This window comes from Mycetocola zhujimingii, assembly GCF_003065425.1.
GTDB classification, from domain to species: Bacteria; Actinomycetota; Actinomycetes; order Actinomycetales; family Microbacteriaceae; genus Mycetocola_A; species Mycetocola_A zhujimingii.
In genome coordinates, this window is the sequence record NZ_CP026949.1 from 2,265,394 (window position 1) to 2,285,217 (window position 19,824).

At 65.0% G+C, this 19,824-nt stretch carries 21 protein-coding genes; 11 read left to right on the top strand and 10 right to left on the bottom strand.

From position 1 onward, the window contains the following. Nucleotides 1–3: 3 nt before the first annotated feature. Nucleotides 4–1,212, bottom strand: coding sequence for a 2-C-methyl-D-erythritol 4-phosphate cytidylyltransferase (ispD, locus tag C3E77_RS10830; protein ID WP_108391643.1), 1,209 nt, complete (start codon nucleotides 1,210–1,212; stop codon nucleotides 4–6). A 70-nt stretch (nucleotides 1,213–1,282) separates the two neighbouring features. Further along, on the bottom strand, nucleotides 1,283–1,765 hold the full coding sequence (locus C3E77_RS10835) for a CarD family transcriptional regulator (protein WP_108391644.1): 483 nt from the start codon (nucleotides 1,763–1,765) through the stop codon (nucleotides 1,283–1,285). A gap of 164 nt (nucleotides 1,766–1,929) precedes the next feature. Between C3E77_RS10835 and C3E77_RS10840 the strand changes: the two genes are divergently transcribed. Then, nucleotides 1,930–2,403: a hypothetical protein gene (locus C3E77_RS10840; protein ID WP_108391645.1), complete on the top strand. Its 474-nt coding sequence runs from the start codon at nucleotides 1,930–1,932 to the stop codon at nucleotides 2,401–2,403. A gap of 9 nt (nucleotides 2,404–2,412) precedes the next feature. Here the strand turns inward: C3E77_RS10840 and C3E77_RS10845 are convergent, their stop codons facing one another. After that, on the bottom strand, nucleotides 2,413–3,096 hold the full coding sequence (locus tag C3E77_RS10845) for a response regulator (protein WP_108391646.1): 684 nt from the start codon (nucleotides 3,094–3,096) through the stop codon (nucleotides 2,413–2,415). Then, nucleotides 3,074–4,291 (bottom strand): sensor histidine kinase, encoded by a 1,218-nt coding sequence (locus C3E77_RS10850; protein WP_108391647.1) that lies wholly within the window; start codon nucleotides 4,289–4,291, stop codon nucleotides 3,074–3,076. Before C3E77_RS10850 ends, C3E77_RS10845 begins: the two co-directional genes overlap by 23 nt. 198 nt (nucleotides 4,292–4,489) lie before the next feature. Here C3E77_RS10850 and phoU point away from each other — a divergent pair, with 198 nt between their 5' ends. Beyond that, nucleotides 4,490–5,149, top strand: coding sequence for a phosphate signaling complex protein PhoU (gene phoU / locus C3E77_RS10855; protein WP_108393278.1), 660 nt, complete (start codon nucleotides 4,490–4,492; stop codon nucleotides 5,147–5,149). Nucleotides 5,150–5,231: 82 nt separating this feature from the next. Here phoU and C3E77_RS10860 read toward each other — a convergent pair whose 3' ends face one another. After that, nucleotides 5,232–5,981 carry a phosphoglyceromutase gene (locus C3E77_RS10860; RefSeq protein WP_108391648.1) on the bottom strand — a complete coding sequence of 250 codons (750 nt, stop codon included), beginning with the start codon at nucleotides 5,979–5,981 and terminating at the stop codon, nucleotides 5,232–5,234. A gap of 110 nt (nucleotides 5,982–6,091) precedes the next feature. Here C3E77_RS10860 and C3E77_RS10865 point away from each other — a divergent pair, with 110 nt between their 5' ends. Next, entirely contained in the window at nucleotides 6,092–6,901 is an 810-nt protein-coding gene (locus tag C3E77_RS10865; RefSeq protein ID WP_108391649.1) for an SAM-dependent methyltransferase, read from the top strand. A gap of 17 nt (nucleotides 6,902–6,918) precedes the next feature. Here C3E77_RS10865 and ygfZ read toward each other — a convergent pair whose 3' ends face one another. The 3 genes from ygfZ to C3E77_RS10880 all read right to left on the bottom strand — a co-directional run bounded on the left by ygfZ (nucleotide 6,919) and on the right by C3E77_RS10880 (nucleotide 9,062). Next, on the bottom strand, nucleotides 6,919–8,037 hold the full coding sequence (gene ygfZ / locus C3E77_RS10870; protein WP_108391650.1) for a CAF17-like 4Fe-4S cluster assembly/insertion protein YgfZ: 1,119 nt from the start codon (nucleotides 8,035–8,037) through the stop codon (nucleotides 6,919–6,921). Further along, nucleotides 8,034–8,633, bottom strand: a complete 600-nt coding sequence (locus C3E77_RS10875) for a nitrobindin family protein (RefSeq protein ID WP_108391651.1) — start codon at nucleotides 8,631–8,633, stop codon at nucleotides 8,034–8,036. The genes ygfZ and C3E77_RS10875 overlap by 4 nt, the downstream gene beginning before the upstream one ends. A 138-nt stretch (nucleotides 8,634–8,771) precedes the next feature. Then, the gene (locus C3E77_RS10880) at nucleotides 8,772–9,062 is read right to left on the bottom strand and encodes a hypothetical protein (protein WP_232528958.1); all 291 of its coding nucleotides are present in this window, start codon (nucleotides 9,060–9,062) and stop codon (nucleotides 8,772–8,774) included. 107 nt (nucleotides 9,063–9,169) lie between these two features. Here C3E77_RS10880 and C3E77_RS10885 point away from each other — a divergent pair, with 107 nt between their 5' ends. The 8 genes from C3E77_RS10885 to pstB all read left to right on the top strand — a co-directional run bounded on the left by C3E77_RS10885 (nucleotide 9,170) and on the right by pstB (nucleotide 18,054). Next, the gene (locus C3E77_RS10885) at nucleotides 9,170–9,859 is read left to right on the top strand and encodes a response regulator transcription factor (protein WP_108391653.1); all 690 of its coding nucleotides are present in this window, start codon (nucleotides 9,170–9,172) and stop codon (nucleotides 9,857–9,859) included. Continuing rightward, nucleotides 9,831–10,724 carry a mycothiol synthase gene (mshD, locus tag C3E77_RS10890; RefSeq protein WP_162924982.1) on the top strand — a complete coding sequence of 298 codons (894 nt, stop codon included), beginning with the start codon at nucleotides 9,831–9,833 and terminating at the stop codon, nucleotides 10,722–10,724. The genes C3E77_RS10885 and mshD overlap by 29 nt, the downstream gene beginning before the upstream one ends. A 74-nt stretch (nucleotides 10,725–10,798) precedes the next feature. Beyond that, nucleotides 10,799–12,973: an RNA degradosome polyphosphate kinase gene (locus C3E77_RS10895; RefSeq protein ID WP_198410462.1), complete on the top strand. Its 2,175-nt coding sequence runs from the start codon at nucleotides 10,799–10,801 to the stop codon at nucleotides 12,971–12,973. Further along, entirely contained in the window at nucleotides 12,970–13,905 is a 936-nt protein-coding gene (locus C3E77_RS10900) for an NUDIX hydrolase (protein WP_108391655.1), read from the top strand. The genes C3E77_RS10895 and C3E77_RS10900 overlap by 4 nt, the downstream gene beginning before the upstream one ends. A 129-nt stretch (nucleotides 13,906–14,034) precedes the next feature. Continuing rightward, complete coding sequence (gene pstS / locus C3E77_RS10905; protein ID WP_108391656.1) at nucleotides 14,035–15,123, top strand: phosphate ABC transporter substrate-binding protein PstS; 1,089 nt, start codon at nucleotides 14,035–14,037, stop codon at nucleotides 15,121–15,123. A 77-nt stretch (nucleotides 15,124–15,200) separates the two neighbouring features. Next, the gene (gene pstC / locus C3E77_RS10910) at nucleotides 15,201–16,196 is read left to right on the top strand and encodes a phosphate ABC transporter permease subunit PstC (RefSeq protein WP_108391657.1); all 996 of its coding nucleotides are present in this window, start codon (nucleotides 15,201–15,203) and stop codon (nucleotides 16,194–16,196) included. Beyond that, complete coding sequence (gene pstA, locus C3E77_RS10915; RefSeq protein ID WP_108391658.1) at nucleotides 16,196–17,254, top strand: phosphate ABC transporter permease PstA; 1,059 nt, start codon at nucleotides 16,196–16,198, stop codon at nucleotides 17,252–17,254. The genes pstC and pstA overlap by 1 nt, the downstream gene beginning before the upstream one ends. A gap of 20 nt (nucleotides 17,255–17,274) precedes the next feature. Continuing rightward, the gene (gene pstB / locus C3E77_RS10920) at nucleotides 17,275–18,054 is read left to right on the top strand and encodes a phosphate ABC transporter ATP-binding protein PstB (RefSeq protein WP_108391659.1); all 780 of its coding nucleotides are present in this window, start codon (nucleotides 17,275–17,277) and stop codon (nucleotides 18,052–18,054) included. Nucleotides 18,055–18,273: 219 nt separating this feature from the next. Here the strand turns inward: pstB and C3E77_RS10925 are convergent, their stop codons facing one another. Continuing rightward, complete coding sequence (locus C3E77_RS10925; protein ID WP_108391660.1) at nucleotides 18,274–19,170, bottom strand: anti-sigma factor; 897 nt, start codon at nucleotides 19,168–19,170, stop codon at nucleotides 18,274–18,276. Then, a complete protein-coding gene (gene sigK / locus C3E77_RS10930) occupies nucleotides 19,167–19,754 on the bottom strand; it encodes an ECF RNA polymerase sigma factor SigK (RefSeq protein WP_234031192.1) in 588 nt (195 codons plus the stop codon). The genes C3E77_RS10925 and sigK overlap by 4 nt, the downstream gene beginning before the upstream one ends. Between the last annotated feature and the right edge of the window lie 70 nt (nucleotides 19,755–19,824).

Consider the following 19,824-nt stretch of genomic DNA (forward strand, 5'->3'; position numbering starts at 1 on the left):
GGCTTAAGAGTACTGGCGGGAAACGATAGCCGTTGCAATCGCGCAGATACCCTCGCCCCGTCCGGTGAATCCCAGTCCGTCGGTCGTGGTCGCCGAAACACTGACCGGAGCGGACAGGATGCCGGTGAGCAGCCGCTCTGCCTCCCTGCGGCGCGGCGAGAAACGGGGACTGTTGCCGATGATCTGCACCGAGACGTTCGAGATGGCGAATCCCGCTTCCGTCAGCTTCTGCGCGGTCGCCCGGAGGAAGACGTCGCCGTGCGCGCCCGCGAACTCCGGGTCGGAGGTACCGAACACCGAGCCGATGTCGCCGAGACCGGCCGCGGAAAGGAGCGCGTCGGTGATGGCGTGGCACACGGGGTCACCGTCACTGTGCCCTGACAGCCCCCGCTCCCCCGGCCAGTGGAGCCCGGCGAGCCACAATTCGGCGGCGTCGTCGAACGCGTGCACGTCTGTGCCGATGCCGGTGCGAAGTCCCGTGCTGCCCGCTGACGATTCGAGTGCTTCCGCCCTGCGGAGATCCCAGGGAGTGGTGATCTTGAACGACAACTGGTCGCCCTCGACGATCGACACGGTATTCCCGGCGGCGGCGAACAGGGCAGCGTCATCGGTGTGCTCCCGCTCGGCGTCAGCGTACGCCGCCGCGAGAGCGGCTCGGGGAAACGCCTGCGGGGTCTGGACGGCGCGCAATTCAGCCCGGTCGACCGTCTCGACAACGACCTCGTCGTCGTCGACGCGCTTGATGGTATCCGTGACCGGGACTCCCGGCACGATGCCCGCCGCGGTCTGCGCCACTCCGGTGACGACAGCGTCGAACACGCTTGTTGGTGTGAGAGCCCGCGCTGCGTCGTGCACCAGCACGATCCGTACCGAGTCACCGAGAGCATCGAGGCCGCGGGCCACTGACTGCTGCCGCGTGGCTCCTCCGGCCACAACGCTCGCGTACTGAGCGGCAGGGCCGGCAGCATCCGTCACGATCGACCGCGCTTCGTCGACCAGCTCGGCGGGAGCGACGACAACGACCTGGGCCTCGCGCTGCATGCTGAAGATCGGGTCGAGTGAGCGCGCCAGTATGGTCCGGCTGCCGAGCGGGGCGAAAGCTTTAGGGCGGGCAGCGCCCAGCCTCGTGCCGCTGCCTGCCGCGACCACGATGACACCAACGATCGGCGACCGGTCACGGCCGACCTTCGGACTCGACGCGTTCGAACTCATAGTGTTCGAGCGTAGAGCACCTGCCGACCGTCCGCTCGGGGCGGGGCTGGTGAAACCGGCGCCCTGCGGCTCAGGAGGCCAGGACCTCGTCGAGAACCGTCGACGCGCTGTCTTCGTCGGTCTTTTCGGCGAGGGCAAGTTCGGAGATGAGGATCTGCCGCGCCTTCGCGAGCATCCGCTTCTCCCCCGCGCTCAGGCCGCGATCCTGATCACGGCGCCACAGGTCGCGAACCACCTCGCTGACCTTGATCACGTCGCCGGATGCCAGCTTTTCGAGGTTCGCCTTGTACCGGCGCGACCAGTTGGTCGGTTCCTCGGTGAACGGGGCACGCAACACGTCGAAGACGCGCTCGAGACCCTCCTGGCCGATGACGTCGCGGACACCGACGAGGTCGACGTTCTCCGCGGGAACCTCGATGACGAGGTCACCCTGGGTGACACGGAGCTTGAGGTAGAGCTTCTCTTCGCCCTTCACCATCCGGGTCTTCACTTCGGCGATCGTCGCCGCTCCATGGTGGGGATATACGACAGTTTCGCCGACCTCAAAAAGCATGAATGCCCGTCCCTTCAGCGCCGATCAGTTTATCACAGCGGCTATGCACTATGCTTCGCTCCCGACCGTGCCCGAGCCGGTCGGGCGGCTACGCTAAACTCAAGAAGTACCCCCGCACGCGAGCGCTTTCGCCCGCCTGCCCTGAAGTTTTTCCTGGAGGACCTGTGAAGGCGCGATTGATCGCATCCGTAGCGTTGGCGGCAACAGTCGTGTTCGGCACGACCGGGTGCAACCTGGTCTCCCCCCAGTCGACGACCAAGGAATACGACCCGAGCGACGGCGTCAGCGTCAATGTCGGCGACCTCCGACTTCGCAACCTCATCGTCCTGACGGACGACGGCATCGACGGCAACCTCATCGTCACCGTGGTGAACACCGGCGGGCCTCACTCGCTGTCGCTGCAGTACGGCGAGGACGACACGACGGTCAGTACCATCGTCGACGGCAACGTCAGCACGGTGTTCGGCGGAGAGAGCGCGCCGCTCGTCCTCCCGGACATCGACGCAGAGCCCGGTTCGTTCATGCCGATGTTCGTGCAGTACGGCAACGAAACGGGCAAGGAAGTCCTCGTGCCAGTGCTCGACGGCACGATCGCCCCATACGACGAGTTCATCACCGAGGCATCGACCGACGAGTAACCCGGGCGCCTAAGCCTCGAAGCGGTACCCGAGGCCGCGCACGGTCAGGAGCATCCTCGGCTCTGACGGGCTCTCTTCGATGCGCGACCTGATCCGCTTGATGTGAACGTCGAGCGTCTTCGTGTCTCCGACGTAGTCGCTGCCCCAGACGCGATCGATGAGCTGACCGCGCGTGAGTACCCTGCCCGCATTCCTGAGCAGCAGCTCGAGGAGTTCGAATTCCTTGAGTGGCATGGCGGTCTCGGTCCCCCTGACCTCGACGGTGTGGCGCTCGACGTCCATCCTCACCGAGCCCGCTTCGAGGACGGCTTCATCGACCCCGGCGTCCTCGGTCACTCTGCGACGCGTGACCGCGCGGATCCGGGCGAGCAGCTCGCGGCTCGAGTACGGTTTGGTGACGTAGTCGTCCGCTCCGAGCTCGAGCCCGACCACGATGTCCACTTCCGAATCCTTCGCGGTGAGCATGATGATGGGCGTCTGTGACACCGCCCGGATTTGCCGGCAGACCTCGGTCCCGGGAATCCCCGGAAGCATGAGGTCGAGGAGGACGAGATCCGGTGCTGTTTCGTGGAACGCCCTGACGGCGGCATGGCCGTCAGCAGCGACCGCCACGTCGTATCCCTCACGTTCCAGCAGGTACGTCAGCGGTTCGCTGAGCGCCTCTTCGTCTTCAACGAGCAGGATGCGTGTCATGCGGCGTGTCCTTACTGTGGGAACCGGCGGGTCCTGATGTGCCCGTTATCGGAATCGATTCGGTGGCAGGTGTCCTGGCCGCCTCCGGCAAGCGGATGGTGAACGTGGAGCCGCGACCGAGCTTCGACCACACCCGGACTTCACCCCCGTGGTTCTGCACCGCGTGCTTCACGATGGACAGGCCGAGACCAGTACCGCCCGTGTTGCGCGACCTGGCCTGGTCGACGCGGAAGAATCGCTCAAAAACACGGTCGCGATCTTCCTCGGGGATGCCCACCCCCTGGTCGGTCACGGCGATGGAGACGACGCCCGCGGTGCGGTTCACCCCGACACCCACCCGGCCCCCTGGCGGCGAATAGTTGATCGCGTTCGAGATCAGGTTCTGCACGGCGACCACGAGGAGTGCTTCGTCGCCGTACACCTGGACGCGCTTGTCTCCGCCGGCGGAGAGTGTCACGCCCATCGCCTCGGCGGCAACGCGGCTCTGGTCGACAGCCTGCGCAACGACGCTGTCGATGTCGAGCAGTTCAGGCGAAGCAAGAGCATCAGCCGCCTGCAGCCGTGACAGGTCGATGATCTCGCGGGTGATGCGAGCGAGCCTCTCGGCTTCGGTGCTCAGTCGGGCGGCGAATTTCCTGACCTGCGCCGGATCATCCGCGGCCGGTTCGAGCGCTTCGGCGAGGAGGCTGACCGCGCCAATCGGCGTCTTGAGCTCGTGTGAAATATTGGCGATGAAGTCACGCCGCACCTCATCAAGCCTCTGCGCCTCGGTGTGATCCTGCGCGAGCAGGAGCACAAAGCGCGTGCCCAGCCGGGCACAGCGAACGTTGAGGCGCAGGCTCGTACCGCCGAACGGTCCCCTGCTGATGTCAAAGTCCCGGGTAACCGGGTCACCGTTGTCGCGGACCTCGTTCGCGAGCTGCCTGAGCTCGTCGTTCACGAGCAGTCCGTCGCGGACCAGTCCGAGCGCGAGCGCGCCCGGCGATGCCTTGACCACGTTGCCGGACGGATCGACCACGATTCCCGCGCTCTCCAGGGCCTCGAGCACCTGGGAGACACCATCGGGAACGCGGGGCGTCACAACGCTCGCAACGCGCTGGCCGCGTCTCGCGGCGACGGAGAGCACGAGGGTGAATCCGGCACCGACGATCAGACCGAGTGCCAGTGCCGCGAGCACCAACCAGGCGGAGTACATAGGACTAGATTAGATGCACCACACCAGCCCACTTGCCGCCGGCGCCGCTCGATCAGGGGATTTTGACGAGCGTTCAACTGAGTGCCCCCAACTGTTAACCTGCGCGAGGCAAGGTTGCATCCGGGCGCCGTGGCATCCCTGCGTTGATCTATGACGAACCATGACCCGAACGACGCACCTGAACTGAACGGAGAGCACATGCGCGATGTATTCCAACAGGAACTGGCCGAGGTCCAGGAACGGCTGATCGCCATTTCGGAACTCGTCGTCATTTCCATCGAGAATGCGGTGCGCGCCTTCAACGAATCCGACGTGAGCGTCGCCGAAGAGGTGATCGAGAACGATGTGCGCATCGACGAGCTCACTGTCACCCTCGATGAACTCGCCATCAACATCCTCGCGAGGCAGCAGCCCGTCGCGAGGGATCTCCGCATCGTGGTCAGCGCACTTCGGATCAGCTCCTCGCTGGAGCGGATGGGCGACATGGCCGAGCACATGGCCCAGCTGGCGCGGTACCGCTTCCCCGAACGCGCGGTTCCCAAGGGACTCCGCTCGACCTTCGCCGAGATGGGCAGACTCGACGTCGAGATCGCCAGGAAGCTCACGGAACTTCTCCGGACCCAGGACGTTCGGCTCGCCGAGGAGATCCGCAACGAGGACGACAAGATCGACGATCTGCACGTGAGCGTCTTCGACAAGGTTCTCGGAGAGACCTGGAAGGGCAAACCGCTCGCGACCGTCGACGCTACGCTGGCGTCGCGGTACCACGAGCGGTTCGCGGACCACGCGGTCTCCATCGCCAAGAAGGTCCAGTACCTCGCGACCGGTGAGTGGATTCCGGATCCCGACCTGCGCTGAGCGCCACGACAGCGCAACGACAAAGGCTGCGCATCACTCTCGGGGGAGAGTGATGCGCAGCCTTTTCTGTGGGGTGACGCCCCTACTTCTTGCCCTGGGCGGCAACGGCTGCAGCACCGGCGGCGGCGGCCTCGGGGTCGAGGTATTCCGCGGGCTGAGTCGGCCTGAAGTTCTCGTCGAGCTTGTAGACGAGAGGGATACCCGTCGGGATGTTCAGCGACGCGATGTCATCGTCTGAGATGTCGTCGAGGTGCTTGACCAGGGCGCGCAGCGAGTTGCCGTGGGCTGTGACAAGTACGGTCTTGCCGGCAGCCAGGTCGCCGGTGATGTCCGATTCCCAGTAGGGAAGCATCCGGTCGATGACGTCCTTGAGGCATTCCGTCTTCGGGACCTCTCCGTCGATGCCGACGTACCGCGGGTCGTTCGCCTGCGAGTACTCGTTGTCATCGTCGATCGGGGGCGGCGGAACGTCGAACGAACGACGCCATACCTGGAACTGCTCTGCGCCGTATTCGGCGAGGGTCTGCGCCTTGTCCTTGCCCTGCAGCGCACCGTAGTGACGCTCATTCAGGCGCCAGCTGCGCTTGACCGGGATCCACGCGCGGTCGGCAACGTCGAGGGCGATGTTCGCCGTCTGGATGGCGCGGGTGAGAACAGACGTGTACAGGACATCGGGGGTGAGCTGGGACTCGGTGAGCAGTTCGCCGGCTCGAGTGGCTTCGGCGACGCCCTGGTCGCTCAGGCGAACGTCGACCCAGCCGGTGAACAGATTCTTCTGGTTCCAGTCGCTGTTTCCGTGGCGAAGCAGGATGAGGGTGTATGGCAGAGACATGCTCCCACTCTATCGACAGGGGGCGATTGCCTCCATCGGTACGGTCAGACACAGACAGCGGGTGGGGGGCATCGGCGAACGGTCAGGGGCGCTCCTGAGAGAATGATCTAATGCCCATTGGAACCATCACCCGAGGGACGACGAACACGAATCGCCTTCGACGGGTCGACCGATTCCTGCAGACTCTCCCCGTTGTGCGCACCGCAGCCGACCCCCTCGTCGTCGATCTCGGCTACGGTGCGAGCGCTGTCACGAGTCTCGAGCTGCACGCGCGTCTTCGCAAGATCCGGCCGGATGTTGAGGTGCTCGGCCTCGAGATCGACAAGGACAGGGTACAGCGGGCAACCAGCCAGCTGGAGTCGGTGCGACGCGGCGAAACGGGTTTCCCCGCCGACGCGCGCGTGAGTTTTGCCCGGGGCGGGTTCGAGGTCCCGGTGCACGACGGGCGACGCCCCGCCGTCATCCGCGCCTTCAATGTGCTGCGGCAATACGACGAGGACCAGGTGGCGGATGCCTGGGGACTGATGGTCTCCCGGCTCCAGCCGCACGGCGTCCTGGTCGAGGGAACCTGCGATGAGATCGGACGGATCTCGAGCTGGGTGTCTGTGACCGCGGACGGACCACGGTCCCTGACGATTTCGCTGCGCCTCGACGAGCTCGACCGGCCGTCCATCGTCGCCGAACGCCTGCCGAAGGCCCTGATCCACCGCAACGTTTCCGGGGAGCGGATCGCTCTTCTCATGACGGAACTCGACCGGCAGTGGCAGTACAGCGCACCACTGGCGCCATACGGGCCTGTCCAGCGCTGGATCGCCACGGTCACAGGCCTGGCCACCGCCGGCTGGCCCGTGTTCGGCACGCGGGCGAGGTGGCGGCTCGGCGAACTCACTGTCCCGTGGGACAGCGTCGCACCGAACTGAACCGGCGCACGGGCACGTCAGGGACGGCGGACCGCGCCGAGTCTCGGCAATCGCGGTACATCGGCAACGGCACCGGCGTCGGCCGGAACGATGACCTGCTGCGCCGCCGCAATGAGCTGGCCGTCTTCGTCGACGCTGAGCACGGCATCCGGTTTCACCGAGCGCTTGATCACCGCGAGCGCTATCGGCCCAAGCTCGTGATGTATCGCCGCAGTTGTGATGCGCCCGACGTCGACCTGCTCCCCCGCCCGCTCCGCACGAACCGGCGCTCCATGTGTGGGGAGCACCGAGTCTGACCCGTCGAGGTGAAGCATGACGAGCCTGCGTGGCGGGTGGCCGAGGTTGTGAACCTTCGCGACCGTCTCCTGCCCGCGGTAGCAGCCCTTGGCGAGATGGACGGCACTCCGGAGCCAGTCGAGTTCGTGCGGGATCGTCTTCTCGTCGACCTCAGTGGCGAAGCGCGGGCGCCAGGCGGCAACACGAAGCGCCTCGGCGGCGAGAGTACCTGCCGCCGGGTGCGTACTCGCGACGTCGCCTAGCGCCGTCCTGGCGACGAGCGCTTCCTTCCAGTTCCAGTCGGCGCCGGGATGCTGGCCATTTGCGTACTGGTGTCCGCCGGCAACGACCGATGCCCACGGATCGCGCCAGACCAGCGGGATCCCCGACCCGGAGGCGACAGGAACGGTGGCGGGAACCTCGTCAGAGAGGAACCCGATCCGGGCAAATTCAGGAGTGCGGTCGGCGATCTCCACCCTGAGCATGAACTTCATGCGGTTGAGCCAGGCGACGAGCGGCTCTACTGCTTGCGGGTCGACGAGCAGCCACGTGGTCTCACCATCGTCGAGGACGCCCGCAGCGTATTCGATGTGCCCCTGCGGGTCCAGAAACAGTGTCTCGCTCGATTCGCCCGGCTGAACGAACCTGAGTTCCGCCGACGTGATGGAGTTGAGCCAGGTCAGCCGGTCAGGACCGGTGACGGAGATAACGCCGCGATTCGAGAGATCGACGACAGCCGCGCCGCCCGCGAGCCGCCGCTGCTCGATGTTCGGGTTTCCGTAGTGAGAAGGAACTCCCGCGTCGATCGCACCAGGAACCTCAACGGCACCCGCGATGCCGAAGAACGGCGACGCCGTCACGAATCCGCCTTGCCCAGCCGCGCGGACGCGTGTGTCCTCAGGTCCTGCCCGAGAGCGGCGATGTCCCACGCCCAGAGCAGGTGGTTATCGACCATGCCGTACATTCTGGTCGCCGCCGCGTATTCCTTCGCTCCAGCGGTGCGCATCACGGCGTCGGTTGCAAGATCGATTCGCGGACCTCTCACCTCGCCGAGGTAGAGCTCGCTCACTCCGCCCGGGTGAACCACAGCGGCTTCGATGTCGAACCCGCCGTCAGCGTTGCGGAGCGTTTCGACGGATTCAGCGTTCGGATACGGCCGCTCACCGATTCCGGGGAGCATTGCCGGCCCGGGGTCGCCCGGCTGCTGCTTGCGGTGCAGGCGCCAGTACCCCGACTCGGCAACGAGCGGCGTCTGCTCATCGTCGAGCAACCAGGTGTACGAGTTGTAGTTGAGGTACGGCAAACCGTCGTGGCTGAAGCTCACACGCTGGCCGAACTCGTGACTGATCGACTCCTCGCCCACCGTGTAATCGATGACGCCTGAGCCTTCCCAGACTCCGATTAACCACGAGAGCGGGACGAGTTCAGCGGGGAGATCCAGGTTCAGTTCGATCATGATCGGGTCAGAGCGTTACCGCTGGCCCCGAAACAGGTTCCACAGCACAACGACAGACGTGAACGCGATACCCAGGCTTGCTGCGGCGAGAAGGCCGACAAAGAATAGTTCGAGCGCGACGAGATCCATGCCGACAGTCTATCCCCCGGAGACGACGGCGACGCTGAGAGCAACGGCGGTGCCGCCGATGATGACGAGCGAGCCCGCGAGGCTCGCCCCAAGGCGATCGATGAACCCCACCTTTCGATGGGTAGAGAGCTGGATAGCGAAGGCGACGAGCATGCTCGCGGCGAGCGCCAGCCAGAGCCACGAAAGCCGGTAGCTCTCCGAGGGCAGGAGGGCGACAGCCACAGCTGCGACCAGTGCGACGAGCCATACGGCGGCGATGCCGCCCCACGTGCGCGCTGGTGTCATTGGAGTATCGGTCACATCTCCATTGTGCCCGATACGGCGAGCGGATGCCCCTCCGAGGAGGTGATCACGCCGCGAGTTGCGCTATCGCTAGTATTGACCCAGCTAATCACTGGAGGTCCTGCGTGGCGCAACTGTTGATTCTGACCTCACGGGTCGACAATGACGTGCTTCCCTCCCTCGGCCTGCTCTCTCACCGGGTTCGTCAGATACCGGCTCAGCCGGCTCAACTCGTCAACGCGCCCGCGAGTGACCTGATCATGATCGACGCGCGAACCGACCTCGCCGGTGCCAAGTCGCTGTGCAAGATCCTCCGGACGACCGGCCTCACCGTGCCGCTCCTTATCGTTCTTACCGAGGGCGGACTCAGCGCGGTGAGCGCGGACTGGGGCGTCGACGATGTTCTCGTTGAGAACGCTGGTCCCGCCGAGGTCGATGCCCGAATCAGGCTGGCCATCGGCAAACAGGCCCTCGAGCAGACCTCGACCAAGATCCAGACCTCCGGCGTCGTCATCGACGAGGCCAGCTACTCGGCGAAGGTCCAGGGTAAACCGCTCGACCTGACCTATAAGGAGTTCGAACTCCTCAGGTTCCTGGCGACGCATCCGTCACGGGTCTTCACCCGCGAGCAGCTGCTCAGCGAAGTGTGGGGCTATGACTACTTCGGCGGCACCCGGACGGTCGACGTGCACGTCCGGCGCTTGCGCGCAAAGCTGGGCGATCTCGAGCAACTCATCGGCACGGTCCGTAACGTTGGTTACCGCTTCAACGTCTATGAGGAGGACAGTGCGCCCGCCGGCTCTTCGCACGCGTAGCCTCTCCACCCCTGGCGCTCGTGCCGCGTTCGACCGCCTTGTTCGGGTGGCCGCAGCTGTCGACGGCCAGGCGCCGTTCAACGACCAGGCGCTCGTGGATGCCGAGAAAGGGACCAGGAAGCTGGTCTTCATCGTTGAGCCGCAGGAGTCGCCCAGCGCCGCCGAGCACCTGGTCGGGGCCGCCATCCTCGGTGAGGATGAACTGGAGCTTGTGGTCGACCCTGAGTGGCGCGGGTCCGGGTACGGCAGCGCTGCCGTCGCCGAACTGCTCTCCGACGCCCCCGCCGGCCTGAAGGCCTGGTCACACGGCGACCACCCGGCAGCGCGCGCACTGGCCAGGCGGTTCGGGTTCACCCCGGTCAGAACCTTGTTGCAGCTGCGGATGCCGCTTGAGCAGTCAGCGACGACCGGCACAGCGTTCGAGAGCTTCCGCCCAGGCGTCGACGAAGACGAGTGGGTAGCGCTCAACGCAAGGATCTTCGCCGACCATCCCGAGCAGGGCAGCATCACGGTGGACGACCTCCATGCCAGGGAAGCCGAAGAATGGTTCGACCCAGGCGACTTCCTCATCGCTCGCGACGAGGCCGGGACGATGATCGGCTACAACTGGCTCAAGATCGAGAATGACCTCGGTGAGGTCTACGTCGTCGGCGTGGACGCACCCGGCCGCGGCCTCGGCAGGTCTCTCATGCTGGCGGGACTCGAACGGATGCGACAGCGGGGCTGTACGACGGCGGCGCTCTACGTCGAGGCAGACAACACTCCGGCCGTGGCCCTGTACCGCTCGCTCGGCTTTTCCGACCATACGGTCGACGTGCAGTACGTGCTTGGCGAACCGCCCGCGGCCCGTCACGCTGAATCCTGACCGACTGAACGCCCTGGCGACCGCCGCTGCCTGGCAATGTGCGCGGTGGTTGCTCAAGGTGACAAGATATTGCAATGGCATCAGACAGCATGGCCCAGGACTCCGGCCTCGGCTGGGACGACGACGACTTCGACCCCGCATTCGAGCGTGACGACCCTGCCCTTCCCGAGGGCCGATACCTCGACAGGGAGATCAGCTGGCTCGCCTTCAACCAAAGGGTGCTGGAACTCGCCGAGGACCGCTCGGTGCCCGCGCTCGAGCGGGCCAACTTCCTCGCCATCTTCGCATCGAACCTCGATGAGTTCTTCATGGTGAGGGTCGCCGGGCTCAAGCGTCGCGTTCTCACCGGCCTCGCTGTGCCCACCAACATCGGCCGTGCGCCCGCCGACGTACTCGAGGACATCTCGGAGAAGGCCCACGAACTCCAGTTGCGCCACGCTCGCGTCTGGAGCGATCAGGTCAAGCCGGATCTCACCGCAGCCGGCGTCAGCGTCGTGAGTTGGGACGCGCTCAATCGCGAGGACAAGGCGCGACTCAGCGACTACTTCTCGCAGCAGATCTTTCCGGTGCTCATGCCCCTCGCGGTCGACCCTGTGCACCCGTTCCCCTACATTTCGGGGCTCTCGCTCAACCTCGCCGTCCGGGTAAGGAACACAAAGACCGGACGGCAGGAGTTCGCGAGGCTGAAAGTGCCTCAGATGCTGCCCCGTTTCGTGCGGGTGGACCCCTCCGCCACGCTCGACGACGTTCAGTTCGTTTCACTCGAAGACCTCATCGCGAACCACCTCGGCGACCTGTTCCCCGGGATGGAGATCGTTGAGCACCACGTGTTCCGCGTCACACGCAACGAGGACGTGGAAATCGAGGAGGACGAAACCGAGAACCTCATCCAGGCCCTCGAGAAGGAACTGCTCCGCCGTCGCTTCGGACCGCCCATCCGCCTCGAGATCACCGAGGACATGGACGACGTCACACTCGACCTGCTTGTGCGCGAGCTCGACGTGACCGAGCAGGAGGTCTACCGGCTGCCTGCGCCCCTCGACCTCGGCGGCCTGTTCAGCCTGTCGGGGATCGATCGTCCCGACCTGAGATACCCGCCGCGCGTTCCGACCACTGCACTTGAATTCCAGCCGGCCGAGCCGAACGGAAAAGCAGACATCTTCGGCGCGATCTCCCGCGGCGACGTTCTCGTACACCACCCGTACGAGTCATTCGCCACGAGCGTCCAGGCCTTCCTCGAGCAGGCCGCTGCTGACCCGCATGTCCTCGCCATCAAACAGACCCTGTACCGCACCTCGGGCGACTCCCCCATCGTCGAGGCCCTCATCGATGCCGCCGAGGCTGGAAAGCAGGTTCTCGCGCTCGTCGAGATCAAGGCTCGCTTCGACGAACAAGCCAACATCTCCTGGGCCCGGAAGCTCGAGAAGGCTGGAGTGCACGTGGTCTATGGCCTCGTCGGGCTCAAGACGCACTGCAAACTTGCCCTCGTCATCCGTGAAGAAAAAGGGACGCTCAAGCACTACAGCCACATCGGCACGGGAAACTACAACCCGAAGACCAGCCGGATCTATGAGGACCTCGGTCTGTTCACCGCAGACGCGCAGGTGGGCAAGGACCTCACCCGCCTGTTCAATGAGCTGTCCGGCTACGCCATCGAGAAGAAGTTCAAGAGGCTGCTTGTCGCTCCCCTGCACCTGCGCAAGGGCCTGCTCAAGCACATCGAGACCGAGCGAAGGAACGCTGAGGCCGGCAAGCCGAGCGGGATCAGGATCAAGGTCAACTCGATCGTCGATGAGGCCATCATCGATGGGCTCTACCGGGCGAGCCAGGCCGGAGTTCCCGTCGATATCTGGGTGCGGGGCATTTGCAGCCTCCGGCCGGGCTACCCGGGCATGAGCGAGAACATGCGTGTTCGCTCAATCCTGGGCCGGTTCCTCGAGCACTCCCGCATCTTCTCGTTCGTCAACGACGGCGATCCCCACGTCTTCATCGGCAGCGCCGACATGATGCACCGCAACCTCGACCGTCGCGTCGAGGCGCTGGTACGCCTGACGTCTCCGGCGCACCTCGCGGAGATCGAGGGACTGTTCGACGTCGCCATGGATGACAAGACCTCGTCGTGGCACCTCGACTCCGACGGTGAGTGGGAGCGCCACAGCGTCGGCGAGAACGGCGAGGCACTCGTCGACCTGCAGGACAGGCTGATGTTGAAGACCAGCCTGCGTCGCCGGCAGAGGAGCCGCAGGTGACGAGCGCCGTCTACGCCGCCGGGGCCGTGTGCTGGCGGCTCATCGACGGCAGAATCCACATTCTCGTGATTCACCGAACGAAGTACGCCGACGTGACCCTGCCCAAGGGCAAGGTCGACCCCGGCGAGTCGCTGCCCCAGACCGCGGTACGGGAGATCCGCGAGGAGACCGGTCTCGCCGTCACCCTCGGCGTCCCCCTCGGCGTCTCCGCGTACACGCTCGCAAGCGGCAAGGAAAAAGTCGTCCATTACTGGGCGAGCGAGGTGACGGATGCCGCGGTTCTCGCGTCGACCTTCGTCCCGAACGGCGAGGTCGCCGCGCTCGAGTGGGTCACCATCAGGCGGGCCAGGAACTACCTGAGTTACGACCGTGACGTAGAGATCATCGACACCTTTGCGACACTCGTCGACGAGGGCGTTACCTCGACCTTCGCGCTGATCGCCCTCCGGCACGGCAAAGCTGTATCGCCGTCCTCCTGGGACGGACCGGATGCGAGCCGCCCCCTCACCGCTCGTGGTGTTGAGCAGGCCAACGAGATCGTCGGAACGCTTGAGGCCTTTGGTGTGCGCCGTATCGTCTCGAGCACCGCGGTTCGCTGCGCAACGACAGTAGCTCCCCTCGCGGCGGCAACCGGGATCGAAGTGCGACGCACCGACCTGATCAGCCAGGACGCCTACGAGTCGGGAACGTCCGACGTCCGCAAGGTCGTGGGCAAGCGGGTTCGTTCGGGAAAGACCGCCGTGCTCTGCAGCCACGGGCCCGTGCTCCCCGACATCCTCCGCGAAATCGCCCTGGCGACCGGAAGCATCACCGGCTCGTATCTCTCGAGCGCCGCCGGGCTCTCCACCGGCGCTTTCAGCGTCGTGCATCTCTCGGCGAGTAACCCGAGTTCGGGAATCATCTCGATCGAGACCCACGAACCCCGCGCATGAGCGCCCGGTTGGAAACCGGTCGTTAACCTTCCGTTCACCGCGATGAGGGACGCTCGTAAGGCCACACACCTAACGTCACCTGTGGGCCCGACGGGCCCGTCCCGTAATCACTATGAATGGACACATTTCGTGAAGTTCTCGAAGGTCGGCCGCATCGCGGTCATCGCAGCAGTGGCAACTCTCACCCTTTCATCCTGTGCGGCCAATGAAAAGGCCGACAGCACAGGCAGTTCAGACAGCACCCTCTCCGGCGAACTCGTCGGCATCGGCGCTTCCAGCCAGGGAAGCGCCCAGGAAGCTTGGATCGCGGGTTTCCAGACCGCGAACCCTGAGGTCACGGTCAACTACGACCCGCAGGGATCCGGCGCGGGCCGGGAGAACTTCATCTCCGGCGCAGCCGCCTTCGCCGGGTCTGACTCGCTCCTGAGCGACGAGGAGCTCGAGGGAGATTTCGAGAGCTGCGCTCCCGGAACGAAGGCCATCGACCTCCCCGTCTACATCTCCCCCATCGCCGTGATCTTCAACGTCGACGGAGTGGACGAGCTCAACCTCGATTCAGACACACTCGCGAAAATCTTCTCCGGAGAAATCACCAGCTGGGATGACCCGGCAATCGCCGCGCTGAACCCGGATGCGACGCTTCCGTCCGCGCCGATCACAGCGGTGCACCGTTCGGACGACTCCGGAACGACGAAGAACTTCGCCGACTACCTCAACAAGACGGCGCCAGAGGCATGGACCGCCGAGCCGAGCGACACCTTCCCGTTCAAGACCGGTGAGGGCGCGCAGGGGACATCGGGTGTTGTCGACGCCGTCTCAAACGGATCGAACACCATCGGGTACGCGGACGCGTCGAAGGCGGGCGACCTGGACACCGCGAAGATCAAGGTCGGCGAGGAGTTCGTTGAGTACACAGCGGATGCCGCCGCAGCGGTCGTCGAAGGATCCCCGATGGTCGAGGGCCGTGAGGCAAACGACATCGCAATTGAGCTCGACCGGGAGACGACTGACCCGAGCCACTACCCGCTCGTCCTCGTCAGCTACGCGATCGCCTGCCAGGAGTACGCTGACCCCGACGACGCTGAACTCGTCAAGGAGTACCTCACGTACATCGCCGGAGAAGACGGCCAGCAGGTCGCCGTCGAGGCCGCCGGCGCTGCACCGCTCTCGAGCGAGCTGAGCGACAAGGTCAAGACGGCCATCGAATCCATCAAGTAAACAGCTCTCTGATCTGTCCGCCATGCCCGCTGACCCGGGCATGGCGGACAGGCCGGGCAAGGTAAAGACGAAGGCACATGACCACTACAGCGCAGCCACCGAAAACACCGGTGCAGCCAGCCAGTCCCGGTGAGCCCGAGGCCCCGGTCCGTCCGCCGAAGCCCGTCCAGCGGCGGGGCGACCGGATCTTCAGCGGCTCGACACTCACGGCAGGAATCGTCATTCTTGTCACGCTCGCGGCCGTCGCGATCTTCCTTGTCGCTCAGAGCCTCCCCGCGTTCACCGCGGGCGAAGAAGACATCAAGGGCGACGCCACAAACTTCCTGTCCTACGTCTGGCCGCTCGTCTTCGGCACCGTCTGGGCCGCGTTCCTCGCGCTCGTCATCGCGGTACCGCTGTCGATCATGGTCGCGTTGTTCATTACCCATTACGCTCCTCGCCGGCTTGCGCAGAGCCTCGGCTACGTCATCGACCTGCTCGCCGCGGTGCCGAGCGTCGTCTACGGCCTGTGGGGCATCGGGGTCCTCGCCCCGGCGGTGCAGCCGGTCTACAGCTGGCTCGTGACCAACATGGGCTGGTTCCCACTCTTCGCCGGGCCCGTCTCAGGCACAGGTCGCACAATCCTCACCGTTGGGATCGTCCTCGCCGTCATGATCCTCCCGATCATCACCTCACTGTCCAGGGAAATCTTCCTCCAGACGCCGAAACTCCACGAGGAAGCCGCACTCGCACTCGGTGCGACACGGTGGGAGATGATCACCATCGCCGTCCTCCCCTTCGGGCGGCCAGGCATCGTCTCGGCGTCCATGCTCGGCCTCGGGCGAGCGCTCGGGGAGACCATGGCCGTTGCGATGGTCCTGTCCCCCAGCCTCATCATCAGTCTCGTCCTCCTGCAGTCTCAGAACCCGACAACGATCGCCGCGAACATCGCCCTCAACTTCCCCGAAGCCCACGGCGTCGGCGTGAACATCCTCATCGCGAGCGGGCTGATCCTCTTCGCGATCACGTTCGTCGTCAACTTCATCTCGCGCGCGATCGTTGATCGCCGCAAGGCATTCTCCGGAGCGAACTGATGGCCATCACACAGGCGCCGATGTCGAGCGCTCTCAAGGCGGGCAAACTCAACAGGTTCACGCCGCTGTACGTCATCCTCGGTGCACTCGGGGTCTCCGTCGCGGCGTTCGCAATCCTCGGCGCGCCAAACATCGCCGGCATCCTCATCGTCACCGCGGTGATCTTCGTCGTGACCTACTGGCTGCTCTCGCTGTTCGTCGAAGGCTCGAGGAAGGCAACGGACAGGCTGATGACCAGCCTCGTCGTCATCGCCTTCCTGATCGCGCTCATCCCCCTGATCTCGGTCGCCGTCACCACGGTGACCAACGGTTCGGCCCGCTTCGACCTCGACTTCTTCACGATGTCGATGCGTAACGTCGTCGGCGAAGGCGGCGGCGCGCTGCACGCGATCGTCGGCACCCTTCTGATCACGCTCGCCACGAGCATCATCTCGGTTCCCATCGGCATCCTCACCGCCATCTACCTCGTTGAGTACGGCCGTGGAAAACTCGCCAGGTGGATCACCTTCCTCGTCGACGTGATGACCGGCATCCCCTCGATCGTCGCCGGCCTCTTCGCCTACGCCCTCCTGGTCATCTTCTTCGGTGAGGGCGTGCGGCTCGGCATCGGCGGCGCGATCGCACTGAGCGTGCTGATGATCCCGGTCATCGTGCGATCGACCGAAGAGATGCTGAAGCTCGTGCCCAACGAGCTCCGTGAGGCGTCGTACGCGCTCGGTGTGCCCAAGTACCTCACGATCCTCAAGGTGGTCCTCCCCACCTCCCTCGCGGGAATCGTCACGGGCGTCATGCTCTCGGTCGCCCGCGTGATCGGCGAGACGGCGCCGCTGCTCATCATCGCCGGTTACACGCAGAGCATGAACTACAACCTCTTCGACGGCCGAATGATGGCGCTTCCGACATTCGTCTACAACTCGTACGCCCAGCAGGGCACCGACGCGCAGGCCTACATCGACAGGGCATGGACCGGCGCACTCACGCTCATCCTGATCGTGATGGCGCTCAACCTCATCGCGCGACTCGTCGCGAACATCTTCTCGCCCAAACTGGGCCGCTAGCCTCAACCCGAAGGAATACAGTGTCAAAGCGCATCGAGGTCAAGGACCTCAAGGTCTACTACTCCAGCTTCCTGGCGGTCGAAGACATCTCACTGACGATCGAACCGCGCACCGTGACGGCGTTCATCGGCCCGAGCGGTTGCGGGAAGTCGACCTTCCTGCGAACCCTCAACCGCATGCACGAGGTGATCCCCGGCGCACGCGTCGAGGGCGAGGTCCTCATCGACGGTGACAACCTCTACGCACCGGGCGTCGACCCCGTACTGGTCCGCCGCCAGGTCGGCATGGTCTTCCAGCGGCCCAACCCGTTCCCGACGATGTCGATTCGCGACAACGTCCTCGCCGGTGTGAAGCTCAACAACCGGAAGATCTCCAAGTCGGATGCCGACGACCTCGTTGAGAAGTCACTGCGCGGTGCGAACCTGTGGAACGAGGTCAAGGACCGGCTGGAGAAGCCAGGGTCGAGCATCTCGGGCGGTCAGCAGCAGCGGTTGTGCATTGCCCGCGCCATCGCCGTGTCTCCTGACGTGCTGCTGATGGACGAGCCGTGCTCTGCGCTCGACCCGATCTCGACCCTCGCCATCGAGGACCTGATCGAGGAGCTCAAGAACGAGTACACGATCGTCATCGTCACTCACAACATGCAGCAGGCATCCCGGGTCTCCGACCGCACGGCGTTCTTCAACATTGCGGGTACCGGCAAGCCGGGCAAGCTCATCGAGTACGACGACACCAACACGATCTTCACCCAGCCGAGCGTCCAGGCCACCGAGGACTACGTCTCCGGCCGGTTCGGCTAAACCGCCTTCGGCCCGGACAAGCCGGGGACCGCGAGAGCTGCACTTCCATGCCCGCGCTGCAGATGCTTCTGCAGCGCGGGCATGGATCTGTAGCGGGTGGCGCGGGAGCCTGTGCGCGTGCGGGAGCCTTGCGGATGCCGGCAGCGCGGGAGCCCGTACGGATGCGCCTGCCATGCGGATGCCAGCAGCGCGGGTGCGGCTGCGTCCGCAGCGCTCGGATCAGGTGGTGTGGATGACGATGAGCGGGTCAGTGGTGGGCTGCTCCGAGCCACCAGCAGGTTCGACCGTCACGCCGACGGCATCCCCTGCGGCCATAGAGCCCTCGAGGACACGCCAGCTCTCGCCGGCACGATGGGTGTTGAAGACACCAGCGGAGATGGGGCCGTCTTCACCGATGTACCAGAGTTCGTAGGTCTTGTCCTCGGGCAAACTTGCGAGCCCGTCGACGATGAACACTGACTCAGCGAGGGCGCCAGACCACACGAGAGTCGCAGTGACCTGCTTCTCGTCGGTGATGTTCGTAAGCCTGATCGTCTCGCGCGCCACATCGGGCTGCGCCTCGATGTGTGCGAGCCTGAGCGCTTCCGTGAGTCCGTTGCCATTGTTGAGAGCGCTCGTGAGGGCGTTCGCGCCGAGGAACACCGCGACGAGAGCAGCGGCAGCTGCGAGAGCGGCAGCGGGTCGTGAGTACCAGCGCGCTCGCGCTTTGTGCTCTGCCTTCGAGACACGGGCGGACTGACCGGCCGGGGAGCCTGTGCTCGGCGCAGGCGTCGACGCCTGCCGCTGAACCGGTTCGTCCGTATCGACCGCGCGCGGAGACGCTGTCTTCACCGCTGGGGTTTCAGCCTCAGCGGGCAACTGCGGCAGGGTCGCGATACTGGCCATGATGCTTGCCTTGAGCGAGGCAGGAGGTTCGACTCCCGTCGAGAGGAGGTCAGCTGTCGCCTCGAACCCCACGACGTCAGCCTGCGCGTCGGTCGACGAAGCAAGGTGCTCCTCGAACCGGGCCGTATCGTCGACGTCGAGCGCGCCAAGGGCGTAAAGCGCCGCGAGCGAGGAGGCGTCGGACGGCTCGCCGACGGTGAGGTCGTCGTTGTTCGTCGTGTCGTCGTTCACAGTGCCACCCCCAATTCCTCTCGCAGCTTGATCATCCCATCCCGTATCCGTGTTTTCACGGTTCCCAGCGGAATACCGAGCCGCTCGGCCACTTCGGCCTGGGACAGGCCTCCGTGGTAGGCCAGGCTGATCGCCTGGCGCTGAATGTCGCTCAGCGTCTGCAATGCACGATCAACCCGCTCGGATTCGAGTTTCAGTTCAACATCCTCTGAGACGCTGTCGTAGTCAACCTTCTGATCCCGGATGCCGATTCGGACATCCCGGTCCCGACCAGCCTGCGACGCACGCACACGGTCGACAGCCCTGCGGTGCGCCATGGTCAGGATCCAACCGCGTGCTCCACCTTTATTCGGAGCGAAACGGGTTGCGGTTTGCCAGATCTCGAGAAAAATCTCCTGGGTGACTTCCTCGGCCTGGGCGCGATCCACCAGGATCCGCTGGACGAGGCCGAATACCCGAGGCGCGTACAGATCGTAGAGCTGAGAGAACGCGTCCTGGCTTCCGCCGGCGACGCGGGTGAGAAGAAGCGTCGACCGATCATCGCCGGAGATCTCCGTCGATACCACTTCCGCTTCTTCTGGCACGTTTCCAAGCTTCTCACATGGGCTGTCACATGACAGCGACCGGGCCGCAGAACGCCTCTCGGCGTGAGGC

Coding starts and splice junctions, on each gene's coding strand:
- ispD (WP_108391643.1), bottom strand. CDS start 1,212: ATGAGTTCGAACGCGTCGAGTCCGAAGGTCGGCCGTGACCGGTCGCCG.
- C3E77_RS10835 (WP_108391644.1), bottom strand. CDS start 1,765: ATGCTTTTTGAGGTCGGCGAAACTGTCGTATATCCCCACCATGGAGCG.
- C3E77_RS10845 (WP_108391646.1), bottom strand. CDS start 3,096: ATGACACGCATCCTGCTCGTTGAAGACGAAGAGGCGCTCAGCGAACCG.
- C3E77_RS10850 (WP_108391647.1), bottom strand. CDS start 4,291: ATGTACTCCGCCTGGTTGGTGCTCGCGGCACTGGCACTCGGTCTGATC.
- phoU (WP_108393278.1), top strand. CDS start 4,490: ATGCGCGATGTATTCCAACAGGAACTGGCCGAGGTCCAGGAACGGCTG.
- C3E77_RS10860 (WP_108391648.1), bottom strand. CDS start 5,981: ATGTCTCTGCCATACACCCTCATCCTGCTTCGCCACGGAAACAGCGAC.
- C3E77_RS10865 (WP_108391649.1), top strand. CDS start 6,092: ATGCCCATTGGAACCATCACCCGAGGGACGACGAACACGAATCGCCTT.
- C3E77_RS10875 (WP_108391651.1), bottom strand. CDS start 8,633: ATGATCGAACTGAACCTGGATCTCCCCGCTGAACTCGTCCCGCTCTCG.
- C3E77_RS10895 (WP_198410462.1), top strand. CDS start 10,799: ATGGCATCAGACAGCATGGCCCAGGACTCCGGCCTCGGCTGGGACGAC.
- pstC (WP_108391657.1), top strand. CDS start 15,201: ATGACCACTACAGCGCAGCCACCGAAAACACCGGTGCAGCCAGCCAGT.
- pstA (WP_108391658.1), top strand. CDS start 16,196: ATGGCCATCACACAGGCGCCGATGTCGAGCGCTCTCAAGGCGGGCAAA.